The organism is Anseongella ginsenosidimutans (assembly GCF_008033235.1).
In the GTDB taxonomy this organism is placed as follows: domain Bacteria; phylum Bacteroidota; class Bacteroidia; order Sphingobacteriales; family Sphingobacteriaceae; genus Anseongella; species Anseongella ginsenosidimutans.
Genome location: NZ_CP042432.1, coordinates 3,345,213 through 3,361,111 on the forward strand (window position 1 = coordinate 3,345,213; position 15,899 = coordinate 3,361,111).

At 51.9% G+C, this 15,899-nt stretch carries 12 protein-coding genes and 1 riboswitch; of the genes, 9 read left to right on the plus strand and 3 right to left on the minus strand.

Annotation, left to right across the window (positions count from 1 at the left end; translation table 11 throughout):
* The first annotated feature begins 12 nt into the window (after positions 1-12).
* Genes sufC through FRZ59_RS13890 form a run of 5 tightly spaced genes read left to right on the plus strand, consistent with a single transcriptional unit; the run spans position 13 to position 4,037 of the window.
* Positions 13-771 (plus strand): Fe-S cluster assembly ATPase SufC, encoded by a 759-nt coding sequence (gene sufC, locus FRZ59_RS13870; RefSeq protein ID WP_132128427.1) that lies wholly within the window; start codon positions 13-15, stop codon positions 769-771.
* Positions 772-2,052: a Fe-S cluster assembly protein SufD gene (sufD, locus tag FRZ59_RS13875; protein ID WP_132128428.1), complete on the plus strand. Its 1,281-nt coding sequence runs from the start codon at positions 772-774 to the stop codon at positions 2,050-2,052.
* The gene (locus FRZ59_RS13880) at positions 2,053-3,264 is read left to right on the plus strand and encodes an aminotransferase class V-fold PLP-dependent enzyme (protein ID WP_132128429.1); all 1,212 of its coding nucleotides are present in this window, start codon (positions 2,053-2,055) and stop codon (positions 3,262-3,264) included. It begins immediately after the preceding gene.
* Positions 3,261-3,692, plus strand: coding sequence for a SufE family protein (locus tag FRZ59_RS13885; protein WP_132128430.1), 432 nt, complete (start codon positions 3,261-3,263; stop codon positions 3,690-3,692). The genes FRZ59_RS13880 and FRZ59_RS13885 overlap by 4 nt, the downstream gene beginning before the upstream one ends.
* 12 nt (positions 3,693-3,704) lie before the next feature.
* On the plus strand, positions 3,705-4,037 hold the full coding sequence (locus FRZ59_RS13890; protein WP_132128431.1) for an iron-sulfur cluster assembly protein: 333 nt from the start codon (positions 3,705-3,707) through the stop codon (positions 4,035-4,037).
* Between the two features lie 28 nt (positions 4,038-4,065).
* Here the strand turns inward: FRZ59_RS13890 and FRZ59_RS13895 are convergent, their stop codons facing one another.
* A complete protein-coding gene (locus FRZ59_RS13895) occupies positions 4,066-5,301 on the minus strand; it encodes an MgtC/SapB family protein (RefSeq protein ID WP_132128432.1) in 1,236 nt (411 codons plus the stop codon).
* A gap of 292 nt (positions 5,302-5,593) precedes the next feature.
* Between FRZ59_RS13895 and FRZ59_RS13900 the strand changes: the two genes are divergently transcribed.
* On the plus strand, positions 5,594-6,763 hold the full coding sequence (locus tag FRZ59_RS13900; RefSeq protein ID WP_132128433.1) for an FG-GAP repeat domain-containing protein: 1,170 nt from the start codon (positions 5,594-5,596) through the stop codon (positions 6,761-6,763).
* 18 nt (positions 6,764-6,781) lie between these two features.
* On the opposite strand, the gene FRZ59_RS13905 is transcribed toward FRZ59_RS13900, so the two are convergent.
* The gene (locus FRZ59_RS13905; protein WP_132128434.1) at positions 6,782-8,938 is read right to left on the minus strand and encodes a thioredoxin domain-containing protein; all 2,157 of its coding nucleotides are present in this window, start codon (positions 8,936-8,938) and stop codon (positions 6,782-6,784) included.
* Between the two features lie 225 nt (positions 8,939-9,163).
* Here FRZ59_RS13905 and FRZ59_RS13910 point away from each other — a divergent pair, with 225 nt between their 5' ends.
* From FRZ59_RS13910 to metE, 3 genes are all read left to right on the plus strand, one after another.
* Positions 9,164-9,874, plus strand: a complete 711-nt coding sequence (locus FRZ59_RS13910) for an SDR family oxidoreductase (protein WP_132128435.1) — start codon at positions 9,164-9,166, stop codon at positions 9,872-9,874.
* Positions 9,875-9,882: 8 nt separating this feature from the next.
* Entirely contained in the window at positions 9,883-10,998 is a 1,116-nt protein-coding gene (locus FRZ59_RS13915; protein WP_132128436.1) for a trans-sulfuration enzyme family protein, read from the plus strand.
* A 65-nt stretch (positions 10,999-11,063) separates the two neighbouring features.
* Positions 11,064-11,291, plus strand: a riboswitch (cobalamin riboswitch).
* 51 nt (positions 11,292-11,342) lie between these two features.
* On the plus strand, positions 11,343-13,658 hold the full coding sequence (metE, locus tag FRZ59_RS13920; protein ID WP_192901576.1) for a 5-methyltetrahydropteroyltriglutamate--homocysteine S-methyltransferase: 2,316 nt from the start codon (positions 11,343-11,345) through the stop codon (positions 13,656-13,658).
* On the opposite strand, the gene purL is transcribed toward metE, so the two are convergent.
* Entirely contained in the window at positions 13,634-15,859 is a 2,226-nt protein-coding gene (gene purL / locus FRZ59_RS13925) for a phosphoribosylformylglycinamidine synthase subunit PurL (RefSeq protein ID WP_132128438.1), read from the minus strand. The genes metE and purL overlap by 25 nt on opposite strands.
* Positions 15,860-15,899: the final 40 nt, after the last annotated feature.

Sequence of the window (15,899 nt, forward strand, 5' to 3'; positions counted from 1 at the left end):
TAAGAAAAAGTTATGTTAACGATAAAAGATCTGAAAGCTTCCATTGAAGGAAAAGAAATATTGAAGGGCATCAGCCTCCAGGTAAACCCGGGCGAAGTGCATGCGATCATGGGCCCGAACGGTTCAGGGAAAAGCACGCTTTCTGCGATCCTGGCCGGGCGGGAAGAATACGAAGTTACCTCGGGGAGCATCAGCTATCAGGGCGAAGACCTGATGGAACTTGCCCCCGAAGACCGCGCCCGCAAAGGCATTTTCCTTGCCTTTCAATACCCTGTGGAAATCCCCGGGGTCAGCACGACGAACTTCCTGAAAACAGCCGTTAACGAGTTACGGAAAGCCCGCGGGGAAGAGCCGCTGGACGCGGTACAATTCCTGAAATTGATGAAGGAAAAGATGAAGCTCGTGGAAATGAGCCAGTCCCTGCTGAGCCGTTCCCTGAACGAAGGATTCTCCGGCGGAGAGAAAAAAAGAAATGAGATATTCCAGATGGCCATGCTCGAACCCAGCCTTTCCATCCTGGATGAAACCGATTCCGGCCTGGACATTGACGCCCTGAGGCTGGTATCAAACGGCGTCAACCAGTTACGGAGCAAGGACAATGCTTGTATTGTCATCACTCACTACCAACGCCTGCTGGAATATATTGTGCCGGACTTTGTCCATGTGCTGTATAACGGGAAGATCGTGAAATCGGGAGATAAAAGCCTTGCGCTTGAACTGGAAGCCAGGGGTTACGACTGGATAAAAGACGAAGATAAAGTAGAAGCTTAAATGAACAATGCTATCATAGCCCAGGATCCGGATATCCAACGCTCCATTGCCACTATAAATGCCAGGAAAGAAGAAGCAAGGGCATATTTTGAAAAGCACGGCTATCCGCATGCAAAGCTGGAAGACTGGAAATATACTCCTGTTCGGAGAATAACCGCGCCGGAATATGAATTCCCCGGCCGGGAAGCTGCCTCTTCGGTAAGCCGGGAAGCCTTTGCGTCCTACCCTCTTTCGGGACTGGATGCCTGGTACCTCGTATTTGTAAACGGATGGCTGAGCGCGGAACTTTCCACGCTTCCCGCCGGTCAGAAGGGAATTACTGCCGGAAGCATCATGGATGAGCAGCTTCTTCCCCTGATAGGACCGCACTTTGGAAATATCGCGGCCATGAACTCCGGTTTTGTCGCTTCCAACACCGTTGGGTTTACAGACGGGGCCTTTATACACGCAGCTTCCGGAAGCAGCCTTGACAAGCCGGTGGTTCTCTATCACCTGGCCGTTACGGAGGATGCAGCGCTGAAGATACGTCCCCGGAACCTGATCATTGCCGAACCTGGTTCCTCCTTTAAGGTAATAGAAGTATTTGCGGGTGCAGCGGGCCAGGCGGCGCTTACCAACGTGGTAACGGAAATAAAAGCTGAAAGGGACGCCCTGGTGGATTACACCAAATTGCAGCTGGAAACAGGTGAGAATTACCACGTGGGCTATACGGAAATAGAACAGCATGAAAATGCTTCTGTAGATACCCATATTATTTCGCTTAACGGAGCCTTTATCAGGAACAACCTTCATTTCCGGCTGCTGGATAAACAGTGCCGGAGTATTATGAACGGCCTGTACCTGCTGAACGGCAGCCAGTTCCTGGACAATCATACAAGGGTAAATCACGATGCCCCTGAATGCTACAGCGACCAGCTATATAAAGGTATTATTAACGAACAGGCAACGGCGGTTTTCAACGGGAAGATCTTCGTGGAAAAAGACGCCCAAAAGACAAACGCCTACCAGCGGAACGTAAACATCCTGCTGTCGGACGAAGCGACGATCAATACCAAGCCGCAGCTGGAGATCTTTGCAGATGATGTGCGCTGTACCCACGGCGCTACCAGCGGCCACCTGGACGAGGAAGCCGTTTTCTATCTGCGCTCAAGGGGGCTGTCCGAACATGACGCCAAACGTTTGCTGCTGCGGGCATATGCAGAAGAGGTGATCGACAAATTACAGGTGGAAGCGTTGAAAGAGCCCCTGATGAAGATTGCCGCCCAAAAATTTAACGGATAAATGATCGATATAAATGCTATCAGGGAACAATTTCCCGTACTTCACCAGGAAGTGAACGGGCATCCCCTGGTGTATTTTGACAATGCCGCTACCTCCCAAAAACCTCAGCGGGTCATTGACGCCCTGCTCCATTACTACCGCTTCGATAATTCAAATATCCATCGCGGGGTGCATACGCTGGCCGACCGGGCCACCGAGGGGTTCGAAGACACCCGGAAACTGCTCGCCCGCTTTATTAACGCCGCGGAATCCGAAGAGGTAATTTTTACCAAGGGAACTACAGAAGGCATCAACCTGGTGGCTCAGTCTTTCGGCAGGAGTATGCTCCGGCAGGGGGACGAAGTCATTATTTCGGCGATGGAGCATCATTCCAATATCGTCCCCTGGCAAATGATCTGCCAGGAGAAGGGAGCGGTGCTGAAAGTGATCCCCGTAAGTCCTGAAGGCGAATTACTGATGGACGAATATGCGCGGCAGCTGAGCCCGAAAACCAGGATGGTATCCATTGTACATGTTTCCAATACCCTGGGCACAGTCAACCCGGTTAAGAAAATCACGGAGATGGCCCACGAGGCGGGTGCAAAAGTACTGATAGACGCGGCGCAGTCCGTCGGACACCTTCCGCTTGATGTGCAGGAGATTGACTGTGACTTTTTAGTATTCTCCGCTCATAAGATCTACGGACCCACAGGAGTTGGCGTGCTGTATGGAAAGCGCGCGGAACTGGAGGCCATCCCTCCCTACCAGGGCGGCGGATCCATGATCCGTGACGTACATTTTGAAAAAACAACGTATAACGACATTCCCTATAAGTTTGAAGCCGGCACTCCCACCATTGGCGAAGTGGTCGCCTTTAAGCCGGCTATTGAATTTATAAACGAGCTGGGTAAACCGGCTATTCACGCCCATGAAGACCAACTTTTCCGCCGGGCAATGGAAGGGCTGAAAGCCATACCCGGGGTTCAATTGGTGGGCACGCCTGCCGAGGCCTCCGGCATTGTCTCCTTCCTGCTGGAAAATACGCATCTCTTTGACACGGGAATGCTGCTGGACGCCCGGGGCATTGCCGTGCGCACGGGCCATCACTGCACCCAGCCGCTAATGGAATTATACGGTATTGAAGGTACCTGCCGCGCTTCCTTCGCCGTTTACAATACGGTCGAAGAAGTCGATTATTTCCTGGAAAGCGTGGAGAAAATAACATCAAGGTGAAACCGGAGATCAACGAAATACAGGAAGAGATCATTGAAGAGTTTTCGCTGCTCGAAAATGATATGGAAAGCACCATTTTCTACATCATGGAAATGGGCAGCAAGCTTCCTCCGCTCGAAGAAAAATACAAGGTCGAAGAGAATATTGTAAAAGGCTGCCAGTCAAAAGTGTGGCTGGTGAGCGGCTTCGAGAATGGAAAAGTGATCTTTAAAGCTGACAGCAATACGGAGATCACCAAAGGCCTTATCAGCATGCTTATCCGTATCTGGAATGAAAGGGCTCCGGAAGAGATCCTTGATTCGGAACTCTACTTTGTAGAACGCATTGGCATGCGAAAGGTAGTAGGCTCCCAGCGCTCGAACGGCTTTGCTTCCATGATCCGGCAAATGAAACTGTATGCGCTGGCATATAAGAACTTACCTGTTTAAAAGATTTCGAACATGGAAGAAGAAAATAAAGAGAAAACGCTGGAGCAGCTTCGGGAAGACGCCATTGAAGCGGTCAAAACCTGTTATGACCCGGAGATCCCGGTGAATATCTACGAGTTAGGGCTTATCTACGAACTGAACATCACGCCCGAGCGCAATGCGGAAATAATCATGACGCTTACTTCCCCTTTCTGTCCTGTTGCAGGCACGCTTCCGGAAGAAGTGCGGCAAAAGGTTCAGGCCGTCGAAGGTATCCGCGAAGCCGCTCTTGACGTTGTTTTTGACCCGCCCTGGGATAAGGAGATGATGAGCGAAGAAGCAAAACTGCAGCTGGGCTTCCTGTAAAATCCCCCCGTATACCGGAACGCCAAAATTACCAGAACGCCAAAATTCCCAGACCGCCGATAATTCCCATACCGAACAGTACAGCCATATATTTTTTCAGTCTTGGATTCCCCAGGAACAACACAATTCCTCCCTTAAAAGCCAGATTGGAAAGCGACGCAGTAAGGATCAACCTCCAGGCTAGCTGTACGTCAATTTCCTGAGAGGCCGCCATGCCTGCTGTGGAAAGGGTGATAGCATCCATGTTCGTAAGACCTGAAAGTACCGCTACCCCGAACAGCCCGCCCTGCCCTACCTCATTCGATGCCCAGGCCGAAACCAATACAATAAGGCCGTACAGCCCGGCAAAGATCAATGCATTTTTTATTTCGGCCGGATTATGTTGTTCGGGAAGCTCTCCGCTTTCCTTTCCCCGTCTGAAAAACCAAACCAGCGTCATTGCAGCAAAGAAAAACAGCTCCATTGCAATGGGCCAGGCCATTTGACTGAAAACACCGGGAGCTACCACCGCAATTTCAATCAGGACCCTGGCGTAAGAAACCACGGTGGCCGCCAGCAGCACCAGTATGGCAACATGGGTGGCACTGGCCGTACCTGCTGTCTTCCTGGCGTAAGAAACAGTAGTGGCGGTACTGGAAACAAGCCCCCCAAGCATACCTCCTGCCAGTACCCCCAGTTTTCCACCGAGTAGTTTATAGAGGAAATAACCCACAAGGCTGATTCCTACGATCAGCACAACCATCCACCATATTTCCCGGGGGTTCAGTACCTGGTAGGGGCCCATATTCTCATTGGGCAGCACCGGAAGGATCACCAGGGTGATCAGTACAAACTGCATAATGGCCTTCAGATCCTTCTCTCCTATCTTATCGACAAAACCATGCAAGGCTGGTTTGAAATGAAGAAGGACGACCACTACCCCGGTAAGCACAACAGCCAGCAGCTGATTTCCGTATACCAGGTAAGCCCCGATGAGGAACATAAGGATAATGGACATTTCGGTCGTAAGCCCGCCCACTTTCTGCCGCTGCATGGTTCGCTGCCAGTTGGTTACCACCAAAAGCCCGCCCAGGCAGACCACACCGGCGGTAACCAGCCAGCCTCCAAGTTCTTCCGACAACAACGCTGAAAGGGTCCCGGTAAGCGTGATCAGCGGAAAGGTCCTGATACCGGCAACCCGTGAATTCACATGCTCCCGCTGGATACCTACCAGCATGCCCAGGGCCAGGGAAAGGCCAAGAATAAGGTAAAGATTTTCAATCATCTCCCATCAAGAACAAATATTAAACCATTAATCCCGGCAGAAGCATTTTTTAAGGAGCTGGCCGCTTTGCCTTCGGGATTTTTTCTAAATTACTTTAATGAAGTTACATTTACGGTTTGTCTTTTTGATTCCCCTTATCATTTCCGCCGGCAGCCCGGGGACGTATATCTTTACATTGGTAAAGATTAGCAATTTTAGTAAATTAGTTGCGGCGCCTGGTTCCGCGAATCCCGATCCGGGGCGGCCAATGCCTGCTGGCATCCCGGTTTAATAATCGAAAAAAAAATATTCAATGAATTGGATTATCCTTGCCATAGCCGGCTGCTTCCTCCTGGCAAATCAGCCTCACCCAACTGGCCCGCCTGCTGATGATGTTCCCGCACCGGTTTTTAAACCCCAGGTTATTGACGACAACGTGGACATTGGCTACGGCCTGGCAATTGGCGACGTAGACGGCGATAAAAAGCCGGACATTGTGTTGGCGGACAAAAAAGAGATCGTCTGGTACCGCAACGGTGACTGGGAACGCTTTATCATGGCCAGGGATCTGACTCAGCACGATAATGTTTGTGTGGCCGCCCGGGATATTAACGGCGACGGCCTGGTAGAAGTAGCCGTGGGCGCTCAATGGAATCCGGGCGAAACCAGCGATACGGCACAATCGGGCGCTGTCTTTTACCTGGAGCGGCCCGCAGACCCTACGGGTACATGGATTCCGGTAAAGCTTTACCATGAACCCACCGTCCACCGGATGGGTTGGGTATTGGCGGCGCCTGGCAAATACCAGCTGATCGTGCTGCCGCTCCACGGCAGGGGAAATACGAACGGCGAAGGTGATGCCGTGCGGGTAATGGCTTACGAACCTCCTGAAAACAAGGACGGCGCCTGGAACTATAAGATCATCGACCGGTTGCTTCATATGAGCCACAACTTTGAGATCGTTCCCGAAAAAGACCGGGAACTGCTGTATATCGGCGGAAAAGAAGGGGTCCGCAAACTGAAGTTCGAGGACGGGCAATGGGCAGCCAGCTGGCTGCTTTACGGATCCTCTTTCGGGGAATTGCGGGTGGGGCATGACGCTGACGGCCAGACTTGGTTAACGGGTATTGAACCCATGCACGGCAATAATTTAACGATTTATCCTGGGCTGGAAAAAAGCCGGAGGAAAGTACTGACAGAAAGTATGGACCAGGGCCACGGCCTGGCAGCTGAAGATCTGACCGGGGCCGCCGGCGATGAGATCGTCGCCGGCTGGCGAAATCCCAACAAGGAAGGGAAAGTGGGCATTCAGTTATGGCAGCAGGAAAGCGGGGAATGGAAAGCCTACCCCATTGATGACAATACCATGGCCTGTGAAGACCTGAAAGTAGCCGACCTTGACGGGGACGGCCGCAAAGATATTATTGCCTCGGGCAGGGCAAGCCATAATCTTATAATTTACTGGAACGGCGCAACGCAATGACGGGAAGCAATTACCGGTTTATCCCTGTGAGCGCATTTGGTCCAGGGCTTTACCCGCTTCGGATACCGGAAGCTGGCAGGTTTTATTCCGGCAAACATAAATCATCGTTTGCCTGGTAAATTTACCGTCCAGCAAAGGCAGCGTACCCTTTTCGCCCCCAAGAAGGATCTTATTCGGAATATAGGATTTGTCCAGCTCTTTTCGCTTTCCTATCGCCTCAGGGCCTGTTATGGCCACTTCATACATTCCGGCTACCTGATGCTGCAGTAAGATGGCCCAATTAGAATAAGCCGAGCCATATCCTTTCATCGGTTCCATTACATTCCGGAGCATTTGCCGGCTTATCCGGAGGTAACGCGGCTCATCAAAGATCAGCCCCAGGCGATGCAGCACATTCGCCATCGTGGAATTCGAAGAAGGGATGACGTTGTCCATCAGCTCGTACTTCCGGTCGATGAGGGGCTCGCCCCGGACAGAAGTGTAAAAGAACATTCCGCTTTCGGCGTTATAAAAATCCTGAAGGGCCCGCTCCGCCAGGCCGCGGGCCAGCTGCAGCCATTGCTCATCAAAGGTTGCTTCGTAAAGCGCGATAAAGGCGTCCGATACAAAAGCATAGTCATCCAGGAAACCGCTGATCGCAACCTTACCATCTTTAAAGCTCCTGAACAGCTCATCATCCCCCCGGAACAGGTTACTCTTTAAAAATTGAGCGTTCTTCAATGCCCTTATCATGAAACGCTCTTCCCCAAATGCCCGGTAAGCGTCCAGGTAACCTTTGAGCATGATGCCGTTCCAGGAAGCCAGGATTTTATCGTCGAGGCCGGGACGCACCCGCTGCTGCCTGAGCTGCATCAGCTTTTTCTTTCCCTCCGAAACTATATTTCCCAGCTCCACTGGGGAAATACCGTACTGCCGGGCAATTTCCCCGTCTGAATGAAGGCGCCTTAATATATTGGTACCTTCCCAGTTACCTTCCCGCGTAATATTATAATACGTACAGAACACCGCTTCGTTTCCGGGTACGCCATCGTTACCGGTTCCGGTTCTGCCCGCGGTTCCGGATTCGGTTCCAACTCCTGTTCCGGCCTCGGTTCCGGTTTCGACTTCGGTTCCGGGTACTGTTCTGGTTTTGCCCTGACCGGCCCCCGGCTGCTGATCCAGCCTGGCTTTTTCAATTTCTTCCTTCGTCCAGCAATAAAACTTGCCTTCCACACCTTCACTGTCGGCGTCCAGGGCGGAATAAAACCCTCCTTCCGGAGATGTCATTTCGCGTTCGATAAATTCAAGTGTTTCATAAACCGTTTGCCTGTAAAGTTCTGACCGTGAATAAGTAAAACCTTCGGAATACAAACTCACAAGCTGGCCGTTATCGTAGAGCATCTTTTCAAAATGCGGCACGTGCCATTGTGCATCCACTGAATAACGGGAGAAGCCGCCGCCCAGCTGATCATAGATACCTCCGCGGCACATTTTGTCAAGGGTAAGCTGCAGGATTTTTTCAGCCGAAGCTTCGCCGGAGTGATAAGCATATCTTAGCAGGAACAGGAAATTATTTGGAAGCGGAAATTTCGGAGCCCGTGCATGGCCGCCTTCCCGGAAATCAAAGTATTGCAGCCAGGGTTCATAAATCTCCCGGAGGTCCTGTGAGCTGAACTCCTTTTCTGTTTCAACCAGTAGCACCTGCTCTGACTGCCGGATGCCGGCTGTTAACTTGCCTGCATACGCTTCCGCTTCGGTCCGTTTCTTCCTGAAAAAATCATCCAGGTTCATGAGGAGGCTCTTCCAGTCTTCCGGGCGGAAATACGTCCCTCCGTAAACCGGCCGCTGATCGGGCAAAGTAAAGCAATTCAGCGGCCATCCTCCCTGCCCGGTCATCAACTGTACGGCGTTCATGTATACTTGGTCGATATCCGGCCGCTCCTCCCTGTCTACTTTGACACACACATATCGTTCATTCATGATTTGCGCGATCTCCTCATCCTCGAAACTTTCATGTTCCATGACATGGCACCAATGGCAGGAAGAATAGCCAATACTGACCAGCAGAAGCTTATCCTCCCTTTTTGCCTTTTCAAGCGCCTCCGGCCCCCAGGCATACCAATTTACGGGATTATGAGCGTGCTGCAGCAGGTACGGGCTGCTTTCATTGATTAGTGAATTTGTAAATTTTGCCATGGCGACCCTTTTTTTTGAACTATTCCTACTACAATAACGATTCCAGCAATATATGTTTCGGCTTCTTCATATTATTTTTCTGGTCCAAAACATTTCCGTCCCGGGCCATGTATTATTATTGGCTTTGCTCGCCCGCTTCCCGCCCAGCCGCCGTTCGGGGGCAAGCATCGCCCTCTTCCGGCGAAAATTCGCGGAGAATTCTGTAACAAATAAAACAACCGTTATATGACCAACCAAAAAGTAGTTTACATTACCGGCGCCAGCAAGGGGATCGGCGAGGGCATTGCCGCTTTCCTGTTAAACAAGGGATATCGTGTCGCTATCAGCAGCCGCAGTATGGAAGCCGCAGCGAAGACCGCTCAAAAGCTGGGAAACGCGGAAAACGTGCTTCCCCTGCAGTCAGACGTACGCAGTTTCACGGACGAACAAAAGGCGGTAGCTGCCATCCTTGAGAAATGGGGCCAGCTGGATGTGCTTGTGGCCAATGCAGGCGTAGGGCATTACGCTCCCATCGGCGAACTGAGCCATGAGCAATGGAACGCCATGATCGACACCAATCTTACCGGCGTCTTTAACAGCACCAAGGCGGCTTTGGAAGCTATTATCAAAGCAAAAGGATATATCATTACCATTGGAAGCCTGGCAGGAGCCAACTTCTTCGCCGGCGGAACGGGGTACAATGCCAGCAAGTTTGCAATCGTGGGATACAGCCAGGCCTTAATGCTTGACCTCCGGCAGCAGGATGTTAAAGTAACGACCATCATGCCGGGGTCGGTCGCTTCCCACTTCAATAACAACGAACCTTCCGAAAAAGACGCCTGGAAAATACAGCCGGAAGATATCGGCGAGTTGCTTTCCGACCTTTTAGAGATGCATCCCCGCAGCCTTCCGAGTAAGGTGGAGATCCGCCCCAGTAAACCTCCGGTAAAAGCTTAAATTTAACCATGAAAATAGATACGCTTGCTATTCACGCCGGAAGCGATCCTGCGGATGCTTCGGCCGGCCCGGTCATTCCGCCTCTTCAGTTATCCACTACCTTCCGCCGGGATGAGGAAGGCAACTTTTCCAGCGGCTACATGTATACCCGGCACGGCAATCCTACGCGGACAGCGCTTGAAAAATGCCTGGCGGCACTGGAAGGCGGGGAAGACGCCGCTTGCTTTTCTTCCGGCTCAGCAGCTGCCATGGCGGTATTCCAGGCCCTGGAACCCGGTGACCATGTGATTGTCCCCGAGGATATGTATATGGGCATTCAGAATATGATCCGCGAAGTAATGACGCGCTGGCAGCTGGAATTTTCCTTTGTAAATTTTGACCGTATAAGGGATTACCTGAAGCCCCGTACCCGGCTGATCTGGATAGAAACTCCTTCCAATCCGCTGATGAAAGTGACCGATATCCGGGCGGTAACCGCGCTGGCAGCTGAAAAGGGAATTACTACCGTGTGCGACAATACCTTTGCCACACCAGTATTCCAGCGTCCCCTGGAGCTGGGAGCCGACCTGGTCATGCATTCGTCTACCAAGTATATGGGCGGGCATAGTGATGTTTTGGGCGGCGCCATTATCTGCCGTCAGCGCGGTGATTTCTTTGACAGGATCAGGCAGGTGCAAACCCTTGGAGGCGGCGTACTTTCGCCTTTTGACTGTTACCTTACCCTAAGGGGTATTAAAACGCTCGCCTGCCGCATGCGGGTTCACGATGCCAACGCCATGCAGCTCGCGGGCTGGCTCGCCGCCCATCCGCAGGTAGAAAAAGTATTTCACCCCGGACTTCCGCACCATCCCGGGCATGAAACAGCCCGCTCGCAAATGAGCGGCTATGGAGGCATGCTCTCCTTTCTTGTCAGGGGAGGCCGGGCGGAAGCAATGAAGCTGATAAATAACTGCCGCCTTTTTACCCATGCCACCAGCCTGGGCGGTGTGGAAAGCCTGATAGAACACCGCGCTTCCCAGGAAGGGCCGGGAAGCCTGTCTCCTGAAAACCTCCTGAGGGTATCCACAGGGATAGAAAACATTGACGATCTTATCGAAGACCTGGAACGGGGCTTTCATAATTAGGATTTGCCATAATAATGTACCAAATACTGGCGGCAATTTCTTATGTTTGCCGCCTGATGTTCTTTTCCATATTTTAAAGAGTGCGGTTCCTGTACCCAGGCGGTACAGGATTAAAAAGGAATCGTGTGAAAATCACGAGCTGACGCGCAACCGTAATGAGCATAGGAAGTTTAACTTCCCTGTTCAGTCCGCCGGGAAAACCAAGACCCGGAACGCCACTGTTCGTACGAACGAATGGGAAGGCAGGCCTGAATGCTCTCAGCCGGGAGACTTACCTACTCTTTAGTGTCACTGACCGGACACTAAGAACACGCTTTCGCGATATAAAGCTAAAAAACAACATAATGAAAACCCATCTTTTAGGATTCCCCCGCATTGGGGCGGCACGTGAGATCAAGAAAGCCTGCGAGCAATACTGGCGCGGAAAAATTACGCTTCCGGATCTTGCGGAAGCAGGTAAAAGGCAAAAACGTTACAATTGGCAGCTGCAGCAGGAAGCCGGGATTGACCTTATTCCCTGCAATGACTTTTCCCTCTACGACCAGGTGCTGGACATGGTGCTTATTACAGGCGCTGTCCCGGAACGTTATGGCGCGCTTGAGTCCCTGCCGGAGACGGATCTTTATTTTGCCATGGCCCGCGGATACCAGCAAAACGGACTGGATGTTACCGCCATGGAAATGACCAAATGGTTTGACACCAATTACCATTACATTGTACCTGAATTTACCGCGGCTCAGTCATTCCGCCTGCGCCCGCACAAACCCCTGGAGGAATTCCTTGAGGCAAAGGAACTGGGCATTGCCGCAAAGCCCGTACTGATCGGGCCGGTATCCTTTCTGTTGCTGGGAAAAGAGAAAGAAGGCGGCTTCCACCGGCTCGACCTGCTGGACAGGCTATTGCCGGTTTATAGCGAACTCCTGCAACGTCTTGCTGAAGCCGGAGCGGATTGGGTGCAGCTGGATGAGCCTTTCCTGGTGACCGCCCTGGACCAACACACAAAGAAGGCCTTCCAAACCGCATACACGTATCTGAAAGAGCAGGTGCCGGCGCTGAAACTCCTCCTGGCTACCTATTTCGAAGGCTTGCATGAAAACACGAGCCTCGCCTGCTCCCTGGGCATTGACGCCTTGCACATAGACCTGGTGAGAGCCCCCGGGCAATTAAAACAGGTGCTTAACAGGCTTCCGGCTTCGGTGATCCTTTCCGCCGGCATTGTAGATGGAAGGAATATCTGGAAAAATGACTTTGCCCGTTCTTTAACACTGCTTTCTGAAGCGGAACAGCTAAAAACGGAAGGCCGGCTCTGGATCGCGCCCTCCTGTTCCCTGCTGCATGTACCCTTCGACCTGGAACTGGAAAGTGATACCCGCACCCTTCCTGAAGCGGTTAAGAATTGGATCGCGTTTGCTAAACAAAAGGTACGGGAAGTAGCAACCATCGCAAGCCTTGCTTCACGCGGAGATCATGCCGGAAACGACCCTGAACTCCTTGAAAACAGGCATTGCATAGAAGAGCGCCGTAATTCCTCCCTGATCACTAATCAGCATGTTCAGCAGGCGCTTGCTTCCGTGAGCGTGGAAATGACCATCCGTAACCAGCCATTCAGGCAACGGAAACAATTACAGCAGGAGAAACTGAAACTGCCCTTATTTCCCACTACGACTATTGGATCCTTCCCCCAGACTAAAGAAATCCGGGAACTGCGCAGCCGTCTTAACCAGGGCGCGATAAGCCGGCAGGAATATACCGCGATTATCAGGGCAAAGACCGCGGACCTGATCCGGAAACAGGAAGAGATCGGACTTGACGTGCTTGTTCACGGCGAGTTTGAGCGCAATGATATGGTACAATATTTCGGGGAACAACTGGAAGGCTTTGCTTTTACGCAAAACGGCTGGGTGCAAAGTTACGGTTCCCGGGCAGTAAAACCGCCGCTTATATTCGGAGATGTCAGCCGTCCCCGCCCTATGACAGTAGAGATGGCCGGCTTTGCCATGCAGCAAACATCCAAACCGGTTAAAGGCATGCTCACCGGGCCTGTTACCATCCTGCAATGGTCATTCGTCAGGGACGATCAGCCCCGGGAAGAAACTGCCTTCCAGATCGCGCTTGCTATCCGGAAAGAAGTACTGGACCTGGAACGAAGCGGCGTCCCCCTGATCCAGATTGACGAACCAGCCCTTCGCGAAGGACTGCCGTTAAGAAGAGAACAATGGAAATCCTATCTGGACTGGGCTGTGAACGCTTTCCGGCTTGCCTCCTCTGGAGTGGATGCCAGCACCCAGGTACACACGCATATGTGTTATTCTGAATTCAATGATATCATAGAAGCGATCGGGAAAATGGATGCGGATGTAATCACCATAGAAACTTCCCGCTCCCAGATGGAGCTTCTCGAGGCCTTTGCCGGTTTCGCCTATCCGAATGAAATAGGGCCCGGTATTTATGACATTCATTCTCCACGCATCCCTGCTGAAAAGGAGATGGAAGCCTTGATGGACAAGGCGCTGGACGTTATACCTGCGGAACAGCTCTGGGTGAATCCTGACTGCGGACTGAAAACCCGGGACTGGCCTGAAACAGAAGCCGCCTTACGCAATATGGTCTCCGCTGCCAGGAAGCTCAGGGCTCGTTATGCTTCGGTTTCCAGGATGTGATGCAGAGCGTTATCGTAGAGATCTTTTGCTTCTTCAATCTCCCCGAAGGATTCCCCGTCTATGATCAGGTCGCCGTCGTTCACATTGCCCAGGAGGCTAAACTCCACGTCAAAGTTGGACATGAACTCCAGGAATTGTTCCTGGAGTTCCGGCTTGACCGATACCACAACGCGGCTCTGGGACTCCCCGAAAAGGAAAGCGTCCTTGCGCACGCTCATGTCCGTGCTGATATCAAAACCAAGGCGGCGCGGCATCGCGGACTCCAGCAGCGTAATGTACAGCCCGCCATCTGAAACGTCGTGGGCGGAATCAACCAGGTTTTCCAGGATCAGGTTCTTTACCACCTGCTGCACCTCGAATTCCTTTTCCAGGTCGAAAAAGGGAGCCGGGGATTTTTTAATTCCATGCCAGGAATAAAGGTACTGGGATGAAGCAATATCATTTTTGGATTCCCCCACCAGGTAGATCAGGTCGCCCGGCTGGCAAAAGGCCAGGGAAGTGAAGGTATCCCTGTTATCCAGAATGCCCAGCATACCAATAACAGGGCTCGGGAATACCGGTCCCTCGTCCGAGGATTGATTGTAAAAGCTTACATTTCCACCGGTAACAGGCGTCTGGAACTTTTCGCAGGCTTTTGACATACCTTTGATGGCTTCCACAAACTGCCAATAGACTTCCGGATTATAAGGATTGCCAAAATTCAGGCAATTGGTAACGGCAACAGGCTCTCCACCCGCGCAAACAATATTCCTGGCAGCCTCGGCTACTGCAATGGCGCAGCCTTCCTGCGGATCGGCCCATACGTAACGGGAATTGCAGTCGACGGTCATGGCCAGCGCCTTTTCCGTGCCCTTCAATACAGTTACCCCCGCATCGCTGGGAGCATTGGTGGTCATGTTCACGGTGCCGATGGTAGAATCGTACTGGTTGTAAACCCAGCGTTTAGAGGCAATATTAGGATGCCCGGTCAGGTGGCGAATCACAGCCTTCAGGTCACGGGGTTCCTCTACGTTATCTATTCTGAATGATTTATTTTCCTGGTAATAAGCGGGTTCCTTGAAGGAGCGCTGGTAAACGGGAGCCCCGCCTCCAAGCACCAGGGATTCAGCCGGAACATTGGCCACCAGTTCGCCGTGCATAAAATACCGTAAGCGGTCGCCCTCGGTGACTTCGCCGATGATGGCACAGTTGAGATCCCATTTATCGAAGATCTTTTCCACCAACGCTTCTTTTCCCTTTTCCACAACGATCAGCATCCGTTCCTGCGATTCGGACAGCAGGATCTCCCAGGGAAGCATATTTTCCTGCCGCATGGGAACGCGGTCAAGATGAATATCCATCCCGTGTTCGCCCTTGGCCGACATCTCTGAATTGGAACAAATGATACCAGCCGCGCCCATGTCCTGCATCCCTACTACCGCACCTGAAGCAATCACTTCCAGGGTGGCTTCCAGCAATAGTTTTTCCTGGAAAGGGTCGCCAACCTGTACCGCCGGAAGATCCTTGGCAGATTCTTCTGTAATATCTTTGGAAGCGAAGGCGGCGCCGTGAATCCCGTCTTTTCCGGTGGCTGATCCCACGATATAAACCGGGTTGCCCGCTCCGAAGGAAGTTGCGGAAGCAGTTTTTCCATTTTCCACCACCCCTACTGACATGGCATTCACCAATGGGTTCACCGTGAAGCATTCGTCAAAAAACACCTCACCTGCTACCGTAGGGATCCCGAAAGCGTTACCGTAATCACCGATCCCCTTTACCACTCCCCGCATGAGCCATTGGTTACGGGGAAGCTTTGGATCCCCGAAACGAAGCGAATTCAGCTGGGCGACAGGCCGGGCTCCCATAGTGAAAATATCGCGGTTGATTCCTCCCACCCCGGTAGCGGCGCCCTGGTAAGGCTCCAGCGCGGAAGGATGGTTGTGCGATTCAATTTTGAAAACGCAAGCCAGTCCCTGGCCGATATCCACCATTCCGGCATTTTCTTCACCGGCTTTAGCCAGCATACGCGGCCCGTCTTTCGGCAGCATTTTCAACCAGGTAATGGAGTTTTTATAGGAGCAGTGTTCGCTCCACATGACCGAGTAGATACTCAGTTCATTAAAATTCGGGGTCCGGCCAAGGATCTCCTTAATTTTTTCGAATTCTTCGGGTAAAAGGCCCAGTTTCTGCGCGGTCTCCTGGGTGGTTAACTGATCTTCCAACGTGATGGTAAAATTTGTATGCAGGCAAATTTAGCAAAAT

Excerpts from the sequence above, each read along its gene's own strand:
- FRZ59_RS13900 (WP_132128433.1), top strand. The coding sequence starts at position 5,594 with ATGAATTGGATTATCCTTGCCATAGCCGGCTGCTTCCTCCTGGCAAAT.
- FRZ59_RS13905 (WP_132128434.1), bottom strand. The coding sequence starts at position 8,938 with ATGGCAAAATTTACAAATTCACTAATCAATGAAAGCAGCCCGTACCTG.
- FRZ59_RS13915 (WP_132128436.1), top strand. The coding sequence starts at position 9,883 with ATGAAAATAGATACGCTTGCTATTCACGCCGGAAGCGATCCTGCGGAT.
- FRZ59_RS13890 (WP_132128431.1), top strand. The coding sequence starts at position 3,705 with ATGGAAGAAGAAAATAAAGAGAAAACGCTGGAGCAGCTTCGGGAAGAC.
- FRZ59_RS13910 (WP_132128435.1), top strand. The coding sequence starts at position 9,164 with ATGACCAACCAAAAAGTAGTTTACATTACCGGCGCCAGCAAGGGGATC.
- FRZ59_RS13895 (WP_132128432.1), bottom strand. The coding sequence starts at position 5,301 with ATGATTGAAAATCTTTACCTTATTCTTGGCCTTTCCCTGGCCCTGGGC.
- FRZ59_RS13880 (WP_132128429.1), top strand. The coding sequence starts at position 2,053 with ATGATCGATATAAATGCTATCAGGGAACAATTTCCCGTACTTCACCAG.
- metE (WP_192901576.1), top strand. The coding sequence starts at position 11,343 with ATGAAAACCCATCTTTTAGGATTCCCCCGCATTGGGGCGGCACGTGAG.
- sufD (WP_132128428.1), top strand. The coding sequence starts at position 772 with ATGAACAATGCTATCATAGCCCAGGATCCGGATATCCAACGCTCCATT.
- sufC (WP_132128427.1), top strand. The coding sequence starts at position 13 with ATGTTAACGATAAAAGATCTGAAAGCTTCCATTGAAGGAAAAGAAATA.